The sequence below is a fragment of the Branchiibius sp. NY16-3462-2 genome, assembly GCF_001594145.1.
In the GTDB taxonomy this organism is placed as follows: domain Bacteria; phylum Actinomycetota; class Actinomycetes; order Actinomycetales; family Dermatophilaceae; genus Branchiibius.
This window is the reverse complement of record NZ_LVCF01000040.1, coordinates 37,751-53,494: the sequence shown is the minus strand read 5'-3', so window position 1 is coordinate 53,494 and position 15,744 is coordinate 37,751. Positions and strand designations below refer to the sequence as shown.

15 protein-coding genes are annotated in these 15,744 nt (G+C 66.8%); 8 read left to right on the top strand and 7 right to left on the bottom strand.

Annotated elements, in window-relative coordinates; all coding sequences use genetic code 11:
• Positions 1-80: 80 nt before the first annotated feature.
• The 3 genes from AZH51_RS13625 to AZH51_RS13615 form a co-directional block, all read right to left on the bottom strand.
• Complete coding sequence (locus AZH51_RS13625; RefSeq protein WP_291525197.1) at positions 81-1,040, bottom strand: GlxA family transcriptional regulator; 960 nt, start codon at positions 1,038-1,040, stop codon at positions 81-83.
• 101 nt (positions 1,041-1,141) lie between these two features.
• Positions 1,142-1,978 (bottom strand): enoyl-CoA hydratase/isomerase family protein, encoded by an 837-nt coding sequence (locus tag AZH51_RS13620; protein WP_291525195.1) that lies wholly within the window; start codon positions 1,976-1,978, stop codon positions 1,142-1,144.
• 31 nt (positions 1,979-2,009) lie between these two features.
• Entirely contained in the window at positions 2,010-2,945 is a 936-nt protein-coding gene (locus tag AZH51_RS13615) for an NADP-dependent oxidoreductase (protein WP_291525193.1), read from the bottom strand.
• Positions 2,946-3,029: 84 nt separating this feature from the next.
• Here AZH51_RS13615 and AZH51_RS13610 point away from each other — a divergent pair, with 84 nt between their 5' ends.
• Entirely contained in the window at positions 3,030-4,274 is a 1,245-nt protein-coding gene (locus AZH51_RS13610) for a low temperature requirement protein A (RefSeq protein WP_291525192.1), read from the top strand.
• 206 nt (positions 4,275-4,480) lie between these two features.
• Here the strand turns inward: AZH51_RS13610 and AZH51_RS13605 are convergent, their stop codons facing one another.
• Positions 4,481-5,170 carry a TetR/AcrR family transcriptional regulator gene (locus tag AZH51_RS13605; protein ID WP_291525190.1) on the bottom strand — a complete coding sequence of 230 codons (690 nt, stop codon included), beginning with the start codon at positions 5,168-5,170 and terminating at the stop codon, positions 4,481-4,483.
• Positions 5,171-6,017: 847 nt separating this feature from the next.
• Here AZH51_RS13605 and AZH51_RS13600 point away from each other — a divergent pair.
• Positions 6,018-7,622: an HNH endonuclease signature motif containing protein gene (locus AZH51_RS13600; protein ID WP_291525188.1), complete on the top strand. Its 1,605-nt coding sequence runs from the start codon at positions 6,018-6,020 to the stop codon at positions 7,620-7,622.
• Between the two features lie 260 nt (positions 7,623-7,882).
• On the opposite strand, the gene AZH51_RS13595 is transcribed toward AZH51_RS13600, so the two are convergent.
• Positions 7,883-9,331 carry a GuaB1 family IMP dehydrogenase-related protein gene (locus AZH51_RS13595; protein WP_291525186.1) on the bottom strand — a complete coding sequence of 483 codons (1,449 nt, stop codon included), beginning with the start codon at positions 9,329-9,331 and terminating at the stop codon, positions 7,883-7,885.
• Positions 9,332-9,356: 25 nt separating this feature from the next.
• On the opposite strand from AZH51_RS13595, the gene AZH51_RS13590 reads away from it, so the two are divergent.
• The 3 genes from AZH51_RS13590 to AZH51_RS13580 are packed head-to-tail and all read left to right on the top strand — an operon-like array spanning position 9,357 to position 11,379.
• Positions 9,357-10,016: an MBL fold metallo-hydrolase gene (locus tag AZH51_RS13590; RefSeq protein ID WP_291525184.1), complete on the top strand. Its 660-nt coding sequence runs from the start codon at positions 9,357-9,359 to the stop codon at positions 10,014-10,016.
• 37 nt (positions 10,017-10,053) lie between these two features.
• The gene (locus AZH51_RS13585; protein ID WP_291525182.1) at positions 10,054-10,230 is read left to right on the top strand and encodes a hypothetical protein; all 177 of its coding nucleotides are present in this window, start codon (positions 10,054-10,056) and stop codon (positions 10,228-10,230) included.
• A 24-nt stretch (positions 10,231-10,254) separates the two neighbouring features.
• Complete coding sequence (locus AZH51_RS13580) at positions 10,255-11,379, top strand: peptidoglycan bridge formation glycyltransferase FemA/FemB family protein (protein ID WP_291525180.1); 1,125 nt, start codon at positions 10,255-10,257, stop codon at positions 11,377-11,379.
• A gap of 3 nt (positions 11,380-11,382) precedes the next feature.
• Here AZH51_RS13580 and ppgK read toward each other — a convergent pair whose 3' ends face one another.
• Positions 11,383-12,162 carry a polyphosphate--glucose phosphotransferase gene (ppgK, locus tag AZH51_RS13575; RefSeq protein WP_291525178.1) on the bottom strand — a complete coding sequence of 260 codons (780 nt, stop codon included), beginning with the start codon at positions 12,160-12,162 and terminating at the stop codon, positions 11,383-11,385.
• A 94-nt stretch (positions 12,163-12,256) separates the two neighbouring features.
• On the opposite strand from ppgK, the gene AZH51_RS13570 reads away from it, so the two are divergent.
• The 3 genes from AZH51_RS13570 to AZH51_RS13560 are packed head-to-tail and all read left to right on the top strand — an operon-like array spanning position 12,257 to position 14,880.
• Positions 12,257-12,442, top strand: coding sequence for a methionine aminopeptidase (locus AZH51_RS13570; protein WP_291525176.1), 186 nt, complete (start codon positions 12,257-12,259; stop codon positions 12,440-12,442).
• Position 12,443: 1 nt separating this feature from the next.
• Entirely contained in the window at positions 12,444-13,652 is a 1,209-nt protein-coding gene (locus AZH51_RS13565) for an MFS transporter (protein WP_367188053.1), read from the top strand.
• A gap of 10 nt (positions 13,653-13,662) precedes the next feature.
• Positions 13,663-14,880 (top strand): MFS transporter, encoded by a 1,218-nt coding sequence (locus tag AZH51_RS13560; RefSeq protein WP_291525174.1) that lies wholly within the window; start codon positions 13,663-13,665, stop codon positions 14,878-14,880.
• 4 nt (positions 14,881-14,884) lie between these two features.
• On the opposite strand, the gene panB is transcribed toward AZH51_RS13560, so the two are convergent.
• On the bottom strand, positions 14,885-15,739 hold the full coding sequence (gene panB, locus AZH51_RS13555; RefSeq protein WP_291525172.1) for a 3-methyl-2-oxobutanoate hydroxymethyltransferase: 855 nt from the start codon (positions 15,737-15,739) through the stop codon (positions 14,885-14,887).
• Positions 15,740-15,744 lie beyond the last annotated feature (5 nt).

Sequence of the window (15,744 nt, the reverse complement as noted above, 5' to 3'; positions counted from 1 at the left end):
GCCCGATGCGGGTGGCCGACGACTCCAAGGTAGATACGGGACCGGCAATCTCGACTGGCCCTGCCACGGACACCTACGTGTCAGCGATCAATCTCGGCGGGCCGATGGAAGGTGCGCCGATAGGCAGCGGGGAGCAACCCGACCTCGGCGGTGAGGTGGTTACGCAGCGATGTAGCGGTCGCGTAGCCCACGGCGGTAGCGATCACCTCAATGGGCAATTCGGACTCTTCGAGTAGTTCGCGGGCGCGAGCGAGACGTTGCAGGGTGAGCCAGCGGCGGGGTGCGACACCGGTCTCGTCGGTGAATCGGCGCACCAGGGTTCGCTCACTCATGTGCGCGAGGCGAGCTAAGTCGGCAACCGTGATCTTCTCGTTGAGGTGACTGAGCGCCCACTCCCTCGCGGGTGCGGTCGAGGTGTCGCGTGTGTCTGAGATGGGGCGTTCGATGAACTGCACCTGACCGCCCTCACGGAATGGCGACACGACACAGCGACGTGCTGCGCGGCTGGCAACACGTGCCCCGTGGTCGGCGCGGACCAGGTCCAGGCACAGGTCGATACCGGCCGCCGCTCCCGCTGAGGTGTGGATGTCGCCGTCGTGAACGAACAGGACGTTCTCCTGCAACTCGACGTCCGGGAACCAGGAACGGAATAGAGGTGCGCATTCCCAGTGCGTGGTCACGCGCCGACCGGTGAGCAGCCCTGCTGATGCAAGCGTGAAGCCGCCGGTGCAGATCGACACGACCCGGGTGCCCGGTGGGATCATCGCCAGTGCCTCGCGCACGAGCGGGGGGAGTTGCCTTGTGAGCCGGTACGCGTCGACAGGCAACACAATCACCGTATCGGCCGAGGCGAGCACCTCGGGTCCATGGTCCGGGGTCACCCGGAAACCCGCGTTCGTTACTACCGGTTTTCCGTCAGGAGTACAGACCAGAACCTCGTATCCAGCCTCTGCCGCAGCGAAGACACGTGCAGGAATCCCGAGCTCGAACGGGTAGACATGGTCTTGTGCCAGGACAGCGACGCGGTGCTGGGCAGTCATTGACCCGATCGTATCGTTCCGCTACGAACGTGGCGTCGGTGTGTTGCTGGCAACCGCGGGTGTTGAGTGCAGGTCTTGTGGCGCGCGGTTGGTTCAAACCGTCACTCCTGTGTGCGACGTAGCGCTGCTTCCCCCAGCGCTGCTCCGAGGTTGTATTCGAGGTTGATCGCTTCCTGCGGGGTGAGGTGCGCGGTCGCGGTCGCCCGTGCCTGGAATCCTGGTTGCGTCACAGCGTGCTCGAACTCGCCGTAGGCCGCCACGAGGTCAGCCGTGGGCGGCAGCGATGCGCGACCGACCATTCCCTTGGCGGCTGTCAGGCTTTGGAGGTCGAAACTCGCCAGTCGGCCAACGACCCCGGCGACGTAGGAGTCGAGCTCAGCGTCGGGGAGCGTGCGGGTCACCCACCCCCACTTCTCTGCTGTGCTCGCGTCGTAGTCGGCACTCGTGAGGATGACTTCGAGGGCACGATCGTGACCGATGAGGCGGGGCAGTCGCTCCGTGCCGCCGCCGCCCGGAACAACTGCGGTGCCGACTTCAGGCTGCCCGAAGAATGCCTTTTCTGCGCTCGCGTACCGCAGGTCAAATGCGAGCGCCAACTCGTTGCCGCCTCCGCGGGTGCGGCCACGGATGACGCCGATTGTGACGAACGGCGCCGTCGACAGGCGAAGCACAATGTCGGTGAATACCGCGTGACCGGTCGCAACGTCTGGCCCGGGAAAGTGGTCCAGGTGGGCGAGATCGAAGTGGTTGTAGAAGAAATCCTCGGTGCCGCTGTCAAACACCACTACCTGCAGGTGCCGGTCGCCGAGAAGTGTGTCCACGACGGCGGCAAGATCCCGGACGGTGTCGCCCGTGATCAGGTTGACGGGCGGGTTGGTGTAGGTGATGCGTGCAACGGCGGGCGAATCTCGATGCAGGACGATGGTGGAATTGGCCATGTTGATTCCTACTTGTTTGGCGGCCTGAAGCTCACACGACGGTGAGGACGACCTTGCCGTAGCCGTGCTTGGTGGACTGTGCGATTCCTGCTTCGGCGAGCGGGTAGGTCGCGGCGATCGTTGGACGCAATTCCCTGTCAGCCACCAGATCACTAAGAGCGGTCAGGCCCATCCGGTCGGACTCCACGAAGAGGCCGTCGAGGCGGACGCCACCGGAGGTCGCAGCTGGGACGGCTGCTGCGAGGCTTTGCGGCAACGTGGTCACGATGATCCCGCCGCGCTTCACGGCCTGCACCGCGCGTTGCGGGTAGTCGTTGCCGATTACGTCGAACACCACGTCCACGTCGCTGATTGCGGTTGAGAAGTCGGTGGTCTGGTAGTCGATCACGTCATTCGCGCCGAGCCCCAGCAGGTACTCCTTCTGCGCGCCGGAGGCGACCGCGATCACGTGAGCCCCGCGGGCGTGGGCGATCTGCACTGCGAGATGCCCCACGCCTCCGGCCGCTCCGGTGATGGCCACTCGAGAGCCGGCGTCCACGCCCGCAGTCTCTACCAGAGACTGCCACGCGGTCAGTCCAGCCAGCGGAAGCGCAGCCGCTTCCACGTGCGACAACAGGGCAGGTTTGGGAACGAACGTACGCGTGGGCGCTACGGCGTACTCCGCATACGCTCCGCCACCGCGGGGGAAAGGCAACAGGCCCATGACCTCGTCGCCCGGGCGAAGAATCGTGACACCGGGCCCGACCTCGGCGACAACGCCGGAGACGTCCCAGCCAGGCACGAACGGCGGCTGGCCGCTGAAGATCCCCGTCTGCCGGTTCATTACGTCGGCCGGGTTCACACTCGCCGCGTGCACCTGCACGAGCACCTCGCCAATGCTCGGCTTGGGCCTGTCCATGTCACCAAGGACGAGCACTTCGGGCCCCCCGAGGGCATCCTGACGAACTGCACGCATCGTTTCGCTCATGGCAATGACGCTACGAAGCGAGTGACCAGGTAGCCAGTGACAGAAACGTCACCTTTAGATACAAGTGTGCCAACATGGGCCACCATGGCTAGGGACAATTCAGCTCCGCGACGGCGTTTGCCGCGCTTGCTTGAGCCCCCGACCGAGCACCACCGGGTTACGCAGTTCGAACTCTTCTTTGATCTCGTGTTCGTGTTCGCGTTCACCCAGGTGACCGCCCTGATGGCTCATGAGCACGACGCGGCGAGCGTTCTTCGCGGGCTGACCGTGCTGGGCATTCTGTGGTGGTCTTGGGCGCCGTATACATGGTTGGCCAACCGCGCCCGCGCGGACCGTGGCCTCACTCGGCTAGGCATGGCCTTCGCGGCGGCAGCGGTTTTTGTCATCGCGCTGGCGATGCCGGATGCCTTCGCCCATACGTCGGGGCCAAACCGGGCTGCATTCCTTCTGGTCGCCTGCTACCTGATTGTCCGCGTCATTCATGTCGGACTGTCTGTCCTGGCGGCCGGGGACAACCGTCATTTGCAATGGGTGACGATCCGCACTTTCGCTATCTCGCTCACTCCTACCTTCCTGCTTCTGTTCCTTGGCGCGACGCTGGGCGGCAGCATCCAGGCGTGGTTATGGATCGCAGCGTGGTTCGTCGATCTCACACTCGTACTCCTCGTCTCACGCGGCGGCAAGGAGTGGCGAATCGGTTCTGTAGTGCACTGGGCGGAGCGCTACAGCCTTGTCGTGATGCTCGCGGTGGGTAAGTCGGTCGTGTCGGTCGGTGTGGGGCTTCGTGAGGTCGAGGTGGATACCGGGGCAGTAGCTGGTGCGTGCCTTGCGATCGGTGGCGCCTTCCTGCTGTGGTGGACCTACTTCGACCGATTCGCGCCCGCTGCTGAGGAAGCTTTGGCTTTGCACACAGGTGCTGCACGGGCGGTTGCGGGCAATCGCGCCTTTCTCGATCTGCACTATGTGATCGTCGCGGGCGTCATTCTGACCGCTCTTGGTGTCGAAGGCGTGATGGCTCACATCACTGATTCCGAGCCACTCGGATGGTTCGGAGCGCTGACCCTTTGCGGCGGGGTATCCGTCTTCCTCCTGGGCACCGTCTTGGTGTGGCTCCAACGCACCGGGAACCTGCTTGTCGGACGGACTGTCCTTGCCGTAGTGCTGATCCCCGCTTCCTCGCTGTACGCCGTCCTACCTCCGGTCGCCGGCCTTTCTGGCGCACTCATCATCGGCGCGGGGTTACTAACGTTCGAAGCACGCTCCCATACTTTTGAGAACACGATCGCAAGTTCGGTCAGCGAACGAAACTCGGACGACTGTCTGGGATGACGTCAGTGGCACTGATGAGCGGCGCGAAAGGGAGCCGGGTGCGCCACAACGAAATCACCGGGTTGCTCATCGACGCCGCAGGTATCGGTGCAATTCGACAGCCGTGGGTCGGGCACCGTCGGGTAAACTCCACTAAAGCCGGTGAGCGGGGAAACGTGGGTCACCGCGCGTCTCTTCGACGGCGCTGCGTCAGCGTATCGGCCAGCTCATCCTGAAGCCGGGCTGACCTGCTGGCTCCAGCGTCTGCGGATTCGGCGTACTGCCGACTTCAGGACACGCTTCGGTGCAGGACCCAATTCATCCAGCGCCGCGGCGAATTGGCCGACGGACTCGAGGACTCTCGAGGCACGATCCGGTGCCGTTGGGTCGATGCCGCCATACAACTCCGTGCCGACGAATGCGGCGGTGATCAACGGCGCAAGGTCTTCGACGTCCAGCAGTTCTCCAGCGACACCGGTGCCGGTGATCCGGCGCAGGGCACCCACTATCTCGTTCTCCCATAGCTGGAGGGCTCGCGCGGCAGCGGCTGCCATCGTTGCGTTGTGCTGCGCCGCGGCCATCACTTGGGCCATGAACGAGGTGTTGCCGTCAGATCGGTGCTGATCCGACAATGCCCGCCCTGCATGGACCAGTTCGGTCAGCGTCGATGCGTCGGCGAGCAGCGGTCGTTGGGCCGCGATCGCATCTGTAACGGCCAGGTCCGATGCAGCGGCGACCAGATCATCGACCGTGCCGAAGTGGTAGAAAACCAGCGCCTGGCTCACGCTCGCCTGCGCGGCGATGTTCCGTGCCGACGCGTTGGCCCAACCCTGATCGCGCACGACCTCGAACGCAGCCTGGGTCAGCCGTTGCCGAGTCAATTCCGCGGTGGAAGGCGTCGGTGCTGAAGGGGTCACGCCGCCATTGTGCCGCATCGGCTGAGCACTCGCTCAGCCATCTGCTACGCTCGGCTGAGCGATCGCTCAGGCGGTCCAGAAACACCAACCGAAGGGGCTTGGCCGTGGCGGCCGATCAGCGACCCACCGATCCCGGATGGACGTTCGGGCCCATGCCCGCGCCACTACCTGTGCAGACTCGCCCACCGTCTAGGGCGGCCCGGATACTTGCTGCCGCGACCGTTGTGGTTGCCGCCGTGGTCGCAAGCGCCACGTTGTGGCTACCGCTTTACACAATTGACTCGGGGGAGGCTGGCCCGCAGCCTCGGGTCCCCATCGTGCAGGCTTCTGGCACTTGGGCCGTGGTCGGGGCGGTGGCGCTTTGTGGACCATTGTTCATGGCTGTTGCGCTTTCGGCCGGGGTGTGGGTCGGGAGCCGGGCTCTTGCACTGGCCATAGCCGTAATTCTGGCGGCCTGGACCGCAGTCGGGTTCCTCACTATCTTGATCGGCGGCCTGACAGCGCCCGTTGCAGCTCTCGGCATGACCGCCGCCCTGCTGACGCCAGCCAGCAAATACGCGGCCCACGGATAAGACGGCGGTAGCGACGCGAAAGACCCTGACCCGCCTACGAACTAGCAGGTTTCGCGGGGCCGACTTGTTGAACCTCGCTGGGAGCAAGGCGTATCGGCCAATTCCTCCTTCACCACGCCCCCGGTGACGTTCTCTTGGCTAGCGACCGCGCCGTTCGGGCGTTCTGACTCGTCTCGCTGTCCACAGATTTGTTTGCGGCCGGTTGGTTGTCGGTGCTGGGTCGTAGGGTGGTTTTCAGATGCAGGGTCGAGACACCGGGGAGGGGTGACGCGATCGTGAAAATCACCGAACGTGATTCTCTCAGCGCGCATTTGGCTACCGCCGGTGTTGTTGGGTGTGCGTCGCCGGCGGTTGTTTCGACGCGGTCACCGGCTGCGATCCCGGCTCAGCCGGCCCCGGACCCGGTGGACCTGCTCCTCGATGAGTTACATGACGTGCTTGACCGGTTCGGTGGTTTGCCGGCGTGGGAGGGCATGTCGGTGGAGTCGGCGCGGCGGGCTTCGGGCCGGTTGGGTTCGGCCAAGGCGCGCATCGACGGTGTGTTGGTGTCGGTCGCGTCGGCTTTGCGGTCGGCGGTGACGTCCACGGGTGGTTCGGTGGCGGAGGTGTCCTCGATCATGTCGGGGGAGTTCGGTGGGGACCGGCGGGACGCGCAGGCGTTGGTGACTCTCGGTGAGCAGTTGCAGCAGGCACCGGCGACGGGTTCGGTGTTGACCAGCGGTGGGGTGTCCCGGGATCAGGCGGGGGTTATCGCTCGGGGGTTGGCGGCGTTGCCGGACACGGTGTCGCAGGCGGACCGGGACGCGGCGGAGCAGGCGTTGCTGCAGGCAGCGCCCAACTCGACGTTGACGGATCTGCGGCGGCGGGCAACGCGGATGCGGGAGTCGTTCGAGGACGTCGCCGGCGCGGATGCGCATGAGGATGCGCAGTTGGTGGATCAGGAGCAGGCGGCGTGGGAGCAGGCCTCGTTTTGGATGCGGGAACATAAGCCGGGGTTGTTCAAGGGTGGGTTCACGCTGCCGGAGTTGCAGGCGCAGATGCTCAAGACGATGTTGGAAGGGATCAGCGCGCCACGGCGCTTCCACCTGGAAACCGCTGGCCGCGGCGACACGACGGACCATGGTGCCCGGGCCGGCAGTGGTGCGGCGGCCCAGGACACGCAGGTTGGTGCGCCCGACTGGGCGCGCGGCACCGAGGGCCCGGTTTCCGAGCCCGCGGCAGGTGGTCACGGGTGGGCGGTGACCGGGGCGCAGGCCGATGCAGACATCGACGCCGCCGAACAGGCGGAGGCCGGTGGGCTGCCGATGGACACCGCGCACCGGCAGGGTCGGGCGTTGGCGCAGTTGTGTGAGCACTTGCCGTTGGACAAACTGCCCGGAGCCGGTGGAATCTCAGCGGTGCTGACGGTCAACCTGGATTACGAGACGTTGGCGTTGGGGGTGCGGGCGGCAACGTTGTCGACCGGGGGACGGATCAGTGCCAGCGAAGCGCGCCGGATCGCCTGCAACGCCGATTTGATCCCGCAGGTCTTTGACGGTGCGTCGTTGCCGTTGGATCTGGGCCGGGCGAGGCGGCTGTTCACCAAACACCAGAGGCGGGCGGCGGAGAACCGGTACGGCGGGTGTGCGTTTCCTGAGTGTGATCGACCACCGGGGTGGACTGAGGGTCATCACTGGCGAGAACCCTGGGCCGCGGGCGGCACCACGGACCTGGAGGACCTGGCACCGTTATGCGCCTCGGACCACCGCCGGGTCCATCACGAACACATTCCGGTCCGGATGCGCGGTGGGGTGTTGGAGTTCTACGTGGCGCCGCGCGGTGGTGGTTCCAAACAATGGCGAAGCAACAACCGCTGGCGCGTCGGACCACTCGCGCAGTGAACTGGTAAGGGCACCGCGGCCGCGGGGGCCCGCGCCTCGGGGGCTAGCTGGGTCGGACCGGTCAGCGCACGTCGGACCGCTCGCGCAGTGGACCGCCCGCGAGTGAACCGGTGCGGTGAGGGCTAGCTGCGTCGGACGGGTCAGCGCACGTAGAACCGCTCGCGCAGCGAACCGGTGCGGTGAGGGCTAGCTGCGTCGGACGGGTCAACCGTCCGCAGACCCTTGGACCATGACCCCGGATGGTTAGCGGATTCGCTTCGTCACCAGGAAGTTTCGCGGGGGCGGCCCTCGTCGTACCCGCTGGCGGACTGCACGCCGACGGTCGCCCGCTCGTGGAACTGCGCGATCGTGCGGGCGCCCGCGTAGGTGAAGGAGGACCGGACACCGGCGATGATCTGGTCGATCAGGTCCTCGACACCGGGTCGATCCGGGGCCAGGAACATCTTCGAGGAGGAGATGCCTTCCTCGAACATCGCCGACCGGGCGCGGTCGTAGGCCGACTGGGTGGAGGTGCGGTTGCGCACCGCGCGCGCGGACGCCATCCCGAAGGACTCCTTGTAGAGCCGTCCGTCGTGGTCGCGGTTGAGGTCACCGGGGGACTCCCAGGTGCCGGCGAACCACGACCCGATCATGACGTTGGCGCCGCCGGCGGCCAGCGCCAGCGCGACGTCGCGGGGATACTTGACGCCGCCGTCGGCCCACACGTGGGCTCCGAGTTCCGTTGCCGCCGTGGAGCATTCGAGTACCGCTGAGAACTGTGGGCGGCCGACACCGGTCATCATCCGGGTCGTGCACATGGCGCCCGGGCCGACGCCGACCTTGATGATCTCGGCGCCCGCGCCCACCAGGTCGGACACGCCGTCCGCGGTCACGACGTTGCCCGCCGCGATCGGCACGTCGCTGCGTCCGGAGGCGTCACGTACGCCGCGCACCACCTTCAGGGCGTCCAGCATCTTGTCCTGGTGGCCGTGTGCGGTGTCGACGACCAGCACATCGGCGCCGGCTTCGAGCATGGCCTCGGCCTTGCCCTGCACGTCCCCGTTGATCCCGATCGCGACGCCGAGGCGCAGGCGACCCTGGGCGTCGACCGCAGGGGTGTAGATCCCCGAGCGCAGGATGCCCCGCTTGGTGAGCACGCCGAGCAGCTTGCCGTCGCCCACGACCGGGACGACATCCAAGTGCTTGTCGGTCAGCAGGTCGAAGGCGTCGGCCAGGCTGGAGCCGTCCTGCACGGTCACCAGATCACGGGTCATGACGTCGCCGACCGTCTCGAAGCGGTCCCGCTCCAGCAGGTGACGCTCGGTCACGATGCCGACGGGTTCCTTCTCGTCGTCGATGACGATCGCGGCGCGGTGGGCGCGCTTACCCAGCAGGGCCAGCACCGAGGAGACCGGGACGTCGGCCGTGACGGTCACCGGCGACTCGTAGACGGTGTGCCGTGATTTGACGTAGTCGATGGTGTCGCGGACGGCGTGGATCGGGATGTCCTGCGGCAGGATCGCGATGCCGCCGCGTCGCGCGACGGTCTCGCTCATCCGCCGACCCGAGACCGCGGTCATGTTGGCGACGACCAGGGGGATCGTCGTACCCGTCCCGTCCGTCGTGGACAGGTCAACGTCCAGGCGGCTGGTCACGTTGGACCGCGACGGCACCATGAAGACGTCGTTGTACGTCAGGTCATAAGAGGGTGAGGAGTGCAGGAACTTCACGGAAGCCCATCGTACGGTTGAACCCATGGAACTGACGCATCTCGGCCACGCCGCCGTCCTGATCGACACCGGTTCGACACGAGTTCTCGTCGATCCGGGTGGGTTCTCCGACGTCAGCGGTGTCACGAATCTGACCGCCGTCTTCGTCACCCACCAACACGCCGACCATGTCACCGGCGAGCAACTGGCGACCGTGTTGGCCGCTAACCCGGATGTGCCGATCTACGCCGACCCGCAGACAGCCGAGCAGTTCGCGGATCAAGCCTCGATCCAGGCCTGGTCCGGCGGTGACGCGCCGGTCGAGATCGGCGATCTCAGCGTGACGCCGGTCGGCGCCCAGCACGCCGAGATCCACCCCTACATCCCGCGGATCACCAACACCGGCCTGGTGTTTGCCTCCGGGGACCTGACGCTGTTCCATCCCGGAGACGCGTTAGATGCCGATCCGGGTACGTCGATCGACATCCTGGCCGTGCCCGTCACCGCCCCCTGGTCGGCGGTGAAGGACACGATCGCGTTCGTCCGCCGGATCCAGCCCCGTCTCCTGGTGCCGATCCACGACGGCACCGCCAGCGAGGCAGGCCGGGGGATGTACCTGAACCACATCAGCAGTTACGGCGTGGACGGGGGAGTGCACCTGCAGGATTTCCGGGGGCAGGGAGCGGTCACCCCTGAGGTCGACTGAATTGGTGAGCCAGGGAAGGCTCGCCTAAGCTACAGCCGTGCCCGTCGTGAAGACCAAGAAGAAGTGCTGCAAGTCCAGCACGCGCTGCAAGAAGTGCCCCGTGGTGTGGCACCGCCTGGCCAAGCAGGGGTACGCCGAGCGGCAGGACAAGCGCACCTTCGAGGTGACGGCAAAGGTCGACAAGAAGTCGTTCAAGGCGGCGCGAGCCCGCTGACCGGACCTGGCTAGGGTTGAGCGTATGAGCCCTCAGGTCACCGTCGTCGAGGACGAAACAGCCTGGAACGGCATCGTCAACGATGCCGGCGGGCACCCGTTGCAACTGTGGGGCTGGGGCGCGCTGAAGGCCCGTTACGAGTGGGACGTCACCCGGCTGCTGGTGCACGACGACGAGAAGGTCATCGGTTCCGCCCAGGTGCTCTTCCGCAAACTGCCGATCAGTTGCCTGGCGTACATCCCCCGCGGGCCGCAGGCGGCGCAGGCTGATCGCGTCACGGTGCTGCAGGCCATCGCGAGCCACGTGAAGGCGACCCGGAAGCCGCTGGCGCTGACCATCGAGCCGGACTGGCCCGAGCCGTTCTCCCCGGTCGCGCAACCCGGCAAGGGTGAGGGCGGACCCTCGGCCGATGAGGTCATCGCGCAGAAGCTCACCGAGCCGGTCACTGGGTGGCTGGCCGATCTGCAGGCCAGCGGGTTCACCCGCTCGGACAACACCGGTCTCATCCCGCACACCCTGATCGTGGATCTGACTCCCGATGAGGACGCAATCCTTGCCGCCTTCACCTCCACCACCCGTCAGAACGTCCGAAAGTCGCTGCGCAACAAAGAAGTTCGTTTCGGTGAGGTGGTCACCGATCGGGACCTCAATGCGGTGCTGGCGATCAACCGGGCCACCGGCGAGCGCAACGGATTCGCCGTCCACGACGACGCCTACCACCGCGGGATCCGGGACCTGATGGGCGGCGACTCCCATCTGCTGGCCGCCTGGGAGGGCGACGAGGTCGTGGCGTTCGTCTGGCTCGTCGCGTCCGCGCGCACCGCGTTCGAGTTGTACGGCGGGGTCTCACCGCGCGGGCAGAAGCTGCGCCTGAACTACGGGCTGAAGTTCTACGCGATGCAGCAGATGAAGGCCATCGGTGTGCAGCGCTACGACTTCAACGGCCTGCTCAACGACGGCATCTCGGATTTCAAACGGCAGTTCGCCAAGCACGAGGACCAGTTGATCGGGACGTGGGACAAGCCGCTGTCGCCGCTCTACACCCCGTTCAACAAGGCACTGCCGGTTGTTCGCAAGACGGCGAAAACCTATCTGCCGCAGGCCAAGTCGCAGGTCGCCGCTGCGGTCGGCAAACTGCGAAGGAAGTAACAGCTACTTCTTCTTCGCAGCCGCACTCTTGGCCCGGGCATCGGCCAGCCATGCCGCGCCCACGATGCCTGCGGCATTCTCCAGTTGCGCCGCGACGATCGGTGCCCGCAGGTGCAACAACGGCAGGAACTTGTCGGCCTTCTTGCTGACGCCGCCGCCGACGACGATCAGATCGGGCCACAGCAGGTCCTCGACGTGGCTGTAGTAGCGCTGCAGCCGTCCTGCCCACTTCTCCCAGGACAGGTCCTCGCGGTCCCGGGCACTGTCGGCGGCCTTGTGCTCGGCGTCGTGACCGTCGATCTCCAGGTGACCGAGTTCGGTGTTCGGGACCAGGGCTCCCTCGCTCAGCAACGCACTACCGATCCCCGTGCCCAGCGTCGACACCAGCACCACCCCTTCGTGGTCACGGGCCGCGCCGTAGTGCAACTCACCGACCCCGGCGGCGTCCGCGTCATTGATCACCGTGACCGGGTGGCCCGCCTTCGCGCTGAGCATCTCCTCGGCGGCCATCCCGATCCAGCCCGGGTCGATGTTGGCCGCGGTGCGCACGATCCCATGGGTCACCACGGCGGGCAGGGTGATGCCGATGGCCTCGCCCTTGATCTTGTCCTCGAAGTGCTCCACGATCTGCGCGATCACTTCGGTGACAGCGGCCGGTGTCGACGGCTGCGGCGTTTCGATCCGTAACCGGTCGTCGGCAAACTGACCTGTCGCCAGGTCGACAGGCGCTCCTTTGATCCCGCTGCCGCCAACATCAATGCCCAAGGGGTACGTTGCGCTCATACTTCGCGAGTGTATGACCTACGCCGCCGTGAGCGGCTGATGGTGGCACGCCATAGGCTGGCCCCAGTCCCGTTTGATGCCGTGAGGAGCCGTCATGCAGTACTGGTACAACGTCGACACCGCCCAGGTGGAGTCCGACGAGGACCGCTCGCCCAACGCCAACGTCATGGGCCCCTACGACACGCCCGAGGCCGCGCAGAACGCCCTGCAGACCGCGCACGAGAAGTCCGAGCAGTGGGACGAAGAGGACCGGCGCTGGAACGACGAAGGACAGCGCTGACCTGAACGCCTACCGCCGTCTTCTCGCGCTGCCCGGAGCGCGATCTTTCGTCGTCAGTGCCGCTGTCGGACGCCTCGGCAACGCGATGTTCGGGGTCGCGATCGTTGCGATGATCTCGGGTCGCACCGGTTCCTACGGTCTGGCCGGGGCCGTCTCCGCGGTGGGACTGGTCGTCTTCGCGATCACCGCGGTCATCGTCGGCCGACTCATCGACACGCACGGCCAGCGCACCATCGCCCTACCGCTGGTGGCGTGGGGCGTGGCCTGGTCGGTCGCGACCGTCCTGGCGTCGGTGTTCTCCTGGCCGACCTGGACCTTGTTCGTCACCTACTCCCTGAGCGCGATCGTCGTCGAGATCGGCACGATGTCCCGGGCGCGCTGGGTGCATCTGGCCCCGGATGACCAGCGACACTCGGCGATGGCGCTGGAACAGGTGGCCGACGAGATCTCCTTCGTCATCGGCCCGGCGCTGGCCGCCGCGCTGGCCACGCTGCTGTTCCCCGAGTCCGGATTCATCCTGGCCGTCGTGCTCTACGCCACCGGCACCGTGCTGCTGATGGCCAACCGGCGCACCGAGCCGCCCGCCCGCGCCGAGCATGTGCGCCAACCGAGCCTGGCCATCGCCCAACCGGGCATCCGGGTGCTCGCCGTGTGCCTCTTCCTGGTCGGGGTCATCTTCGGCAGCAACGAGATCGTCACGATCGCGGTCAGCAAACAGTTCGGTCACGCGGGTCTGGCGGGCATCGTCCTGGGCACGTTCGCTCTGGGCTCGGCCATCGCCGCGCTGGGTTTCGGTTCGCGCACGGTGCGGATGCCGATGCGCAGGGTCCTGCTGGTGTCCGCGCTCGTCCTGGTGCTGATGCAGGCGCCGATCCTGCTGGCCCGTTCGGTCGGTGTGCTCGCAGTCCTGATGTTCCTCGCCGGACTGGCCGCGGCCCCGGCCCTGGTGACCTCGATGAACCTGACCCAGCAACTGATCCCGGTGCACCAGATCAACGAGGCGCTCAGTGTGGTCCTGACCGCGATGCTGGTCGGTGTCGCCGCGGGTTCGGCCGTCGGCGGGGTGGTGGCCGACCACGTCGCCGGAGCGCATGCCTACCTCGTACCCCTGGTCGCCGGCGGGTTGCTCGCCCTCACCGCGGCACTCGGTCAGCGCATCCTGGCGCACCCGAGGGAAGGTGTGGCGAGCGAGTACATAGAGACCGTATAAAATTGGCGGCGTGGTGAACCTTTCGCAGCAGCCGGTCGCCACCTACGACACCCCGGGCGACCTGCGCCGCCTCGCGGTGCCGATCTACGGCCCCAGCCTGCTGTTCGGCCTGGGTGAAGGCGCCATCCTGCCGGTCGTAGCGCTGTCCGCCCGCTCCTTCGGCGCCTCCGTCGCTGTCGCCGCCCTGATGGTGATGCTGATCAACGCCGGCTCGCTGGTGTTCAACGTGCCCGCCTCGATCATCTGCGACCGGTACGGCGAGCGGCTGGCGATCGTCGGAGCGTCCGCACTCGGCGTACTGGCAACCGTATTGTGTTTGTTTGCAGGCAATCTCGCCGTTTTCTCGCTCGGCGTGTTCCTGATCGGGATCGCCAGCTCGGTGTTCCTGCTGGCCCGGCAGACCTATCTGACCGAAGCCGTACCCGCCCAGTACCGCGCCCGGGCGCTGTCCACGCTCGGCGGAGTCATGCGGGTCGGGGTCTTCATCGGCCCGTTCCTCGGCGCCGCCGCGATGGCGCTGTGGCACCTGCGAGGCGCGTACGTCGTGTGCATCGTCGCGCTGCTGCTGGCCGGGATCCTCGGGGCGACCCTGAAGGATCTACCCGGTCACGGACTGGCCGCCCGCACCTCGCCCGACGCCGTTGCCGCACCGCGGGTGCGCACGATCCTGCGCGAGAAGTGGACCGTCTTCGCGACCGTCGGCGTCGGCATTCTGCTGGTGTCGGCGGTCCGGCAGTCCCGGCAGGCCGTCATCCCGCTGTGGGCCGAGCATCTGGGTCTGAGCCCGCAGGTCAGTTCGGTGATCTACGGCGTCTCGGGTGCCATCGACATGCTGGTCTTCTACCCGGCGGGCCGGGTGATGGACATCCGGGGCCGGCGGTGGGTGACGGTGCCCTCCATGCTGGTCATGGGCCTGTCGATGCTGGCGATGCCGCTGACGCACGGTGTCGCGACATTGACCCTCGTCTCGTGCATCCTCGGCTTCGGCAACGGGATCGGTGCCGGGATGGTGATGACCCTCGGCGCCGACTTCGCTCCTGACCTCGGCCGCGCCCAGTTCCTGGGGATCTGGCGCGAGATGTCCGACATCGGGGGCACCGCCGGACCGCTGCTGCTGGCTGCCTTCACGGCACTACTCGGCCTGGGTCCGGCGATCGCCATCTCCGGCGGGATCGGCCTGGTGGCCGCCCTGCAGATGTGGCGGGCGGTGCCGCGGCGCTCCGGCTGATGCCCTAGCTGTCGAAGGAGTGCTCCGGCCCGGGGAAGGTCCCCGCTTCGACCTCGGCCTTGTACTCCCGCGCCGCCGCCAGCAGGACGCCGTGCAGATCGGCGTACTGCTTGACGAAGCGGGGCATCTTGCGGTCGTTCAGCCCGGCGAAGTCGTACCAGACGAGCACCTGGGCATCGCACCCCACACCCGCGCCGATGCCGATCGTCGGGATGGTCAGTTCTGCGGTGACCTGCGCCGCGATGGGAGCCGGCACCATCTCCATCACGACTGCGAATGCGCCGGCGTCCTGCACCGCGTGCGCGGACCGCAGCAGCTGCTGCGCCTTCTCCTCGCCACGGCCCTGCACTCGGTAGCCGCCCAGGGCGTGCTCGCTCTGCGGGGTGAAACCGATGTGGGCCATCACCGGGATACCAGCCGCGGTGATCGCTTCGATGACCGGTGCCATCTCGGCCCCGCCCTCGAGTTTGACCGCGTGCGCCTGGCCTTCCTTCATGAACCGGACGGCGGTCTCCAGCGCCTGGTGCGGGCTGACCTCATAACTGCCGAACGGCAGGTCGGCCACGACCAGTGTGTTGGGGGCCCCGCGCACCACGGCGCGCACCAGTGGTAGCAGTTCATCGGTGGTGACGGGCAGGGTCGTGTCATAGCCCAGAGCGTTGTTCGCCGCCGAGTCACCCACGAGCAGGACGGGAATCCCGGCTTCCTCGAAGATCGCCGCCGACGCCCGGTCGTACGCCGTGAGCATGGCCCACCGCTCGCCGCGCTGCTTGGCTTCCAGCAGATGCACGATCCGGGTCCGGCGACGGGGAGTCTCCGCGGGCGTGCCAGCGCCGTAGGGCGCGGTCTGTTCGCTCATGAAAA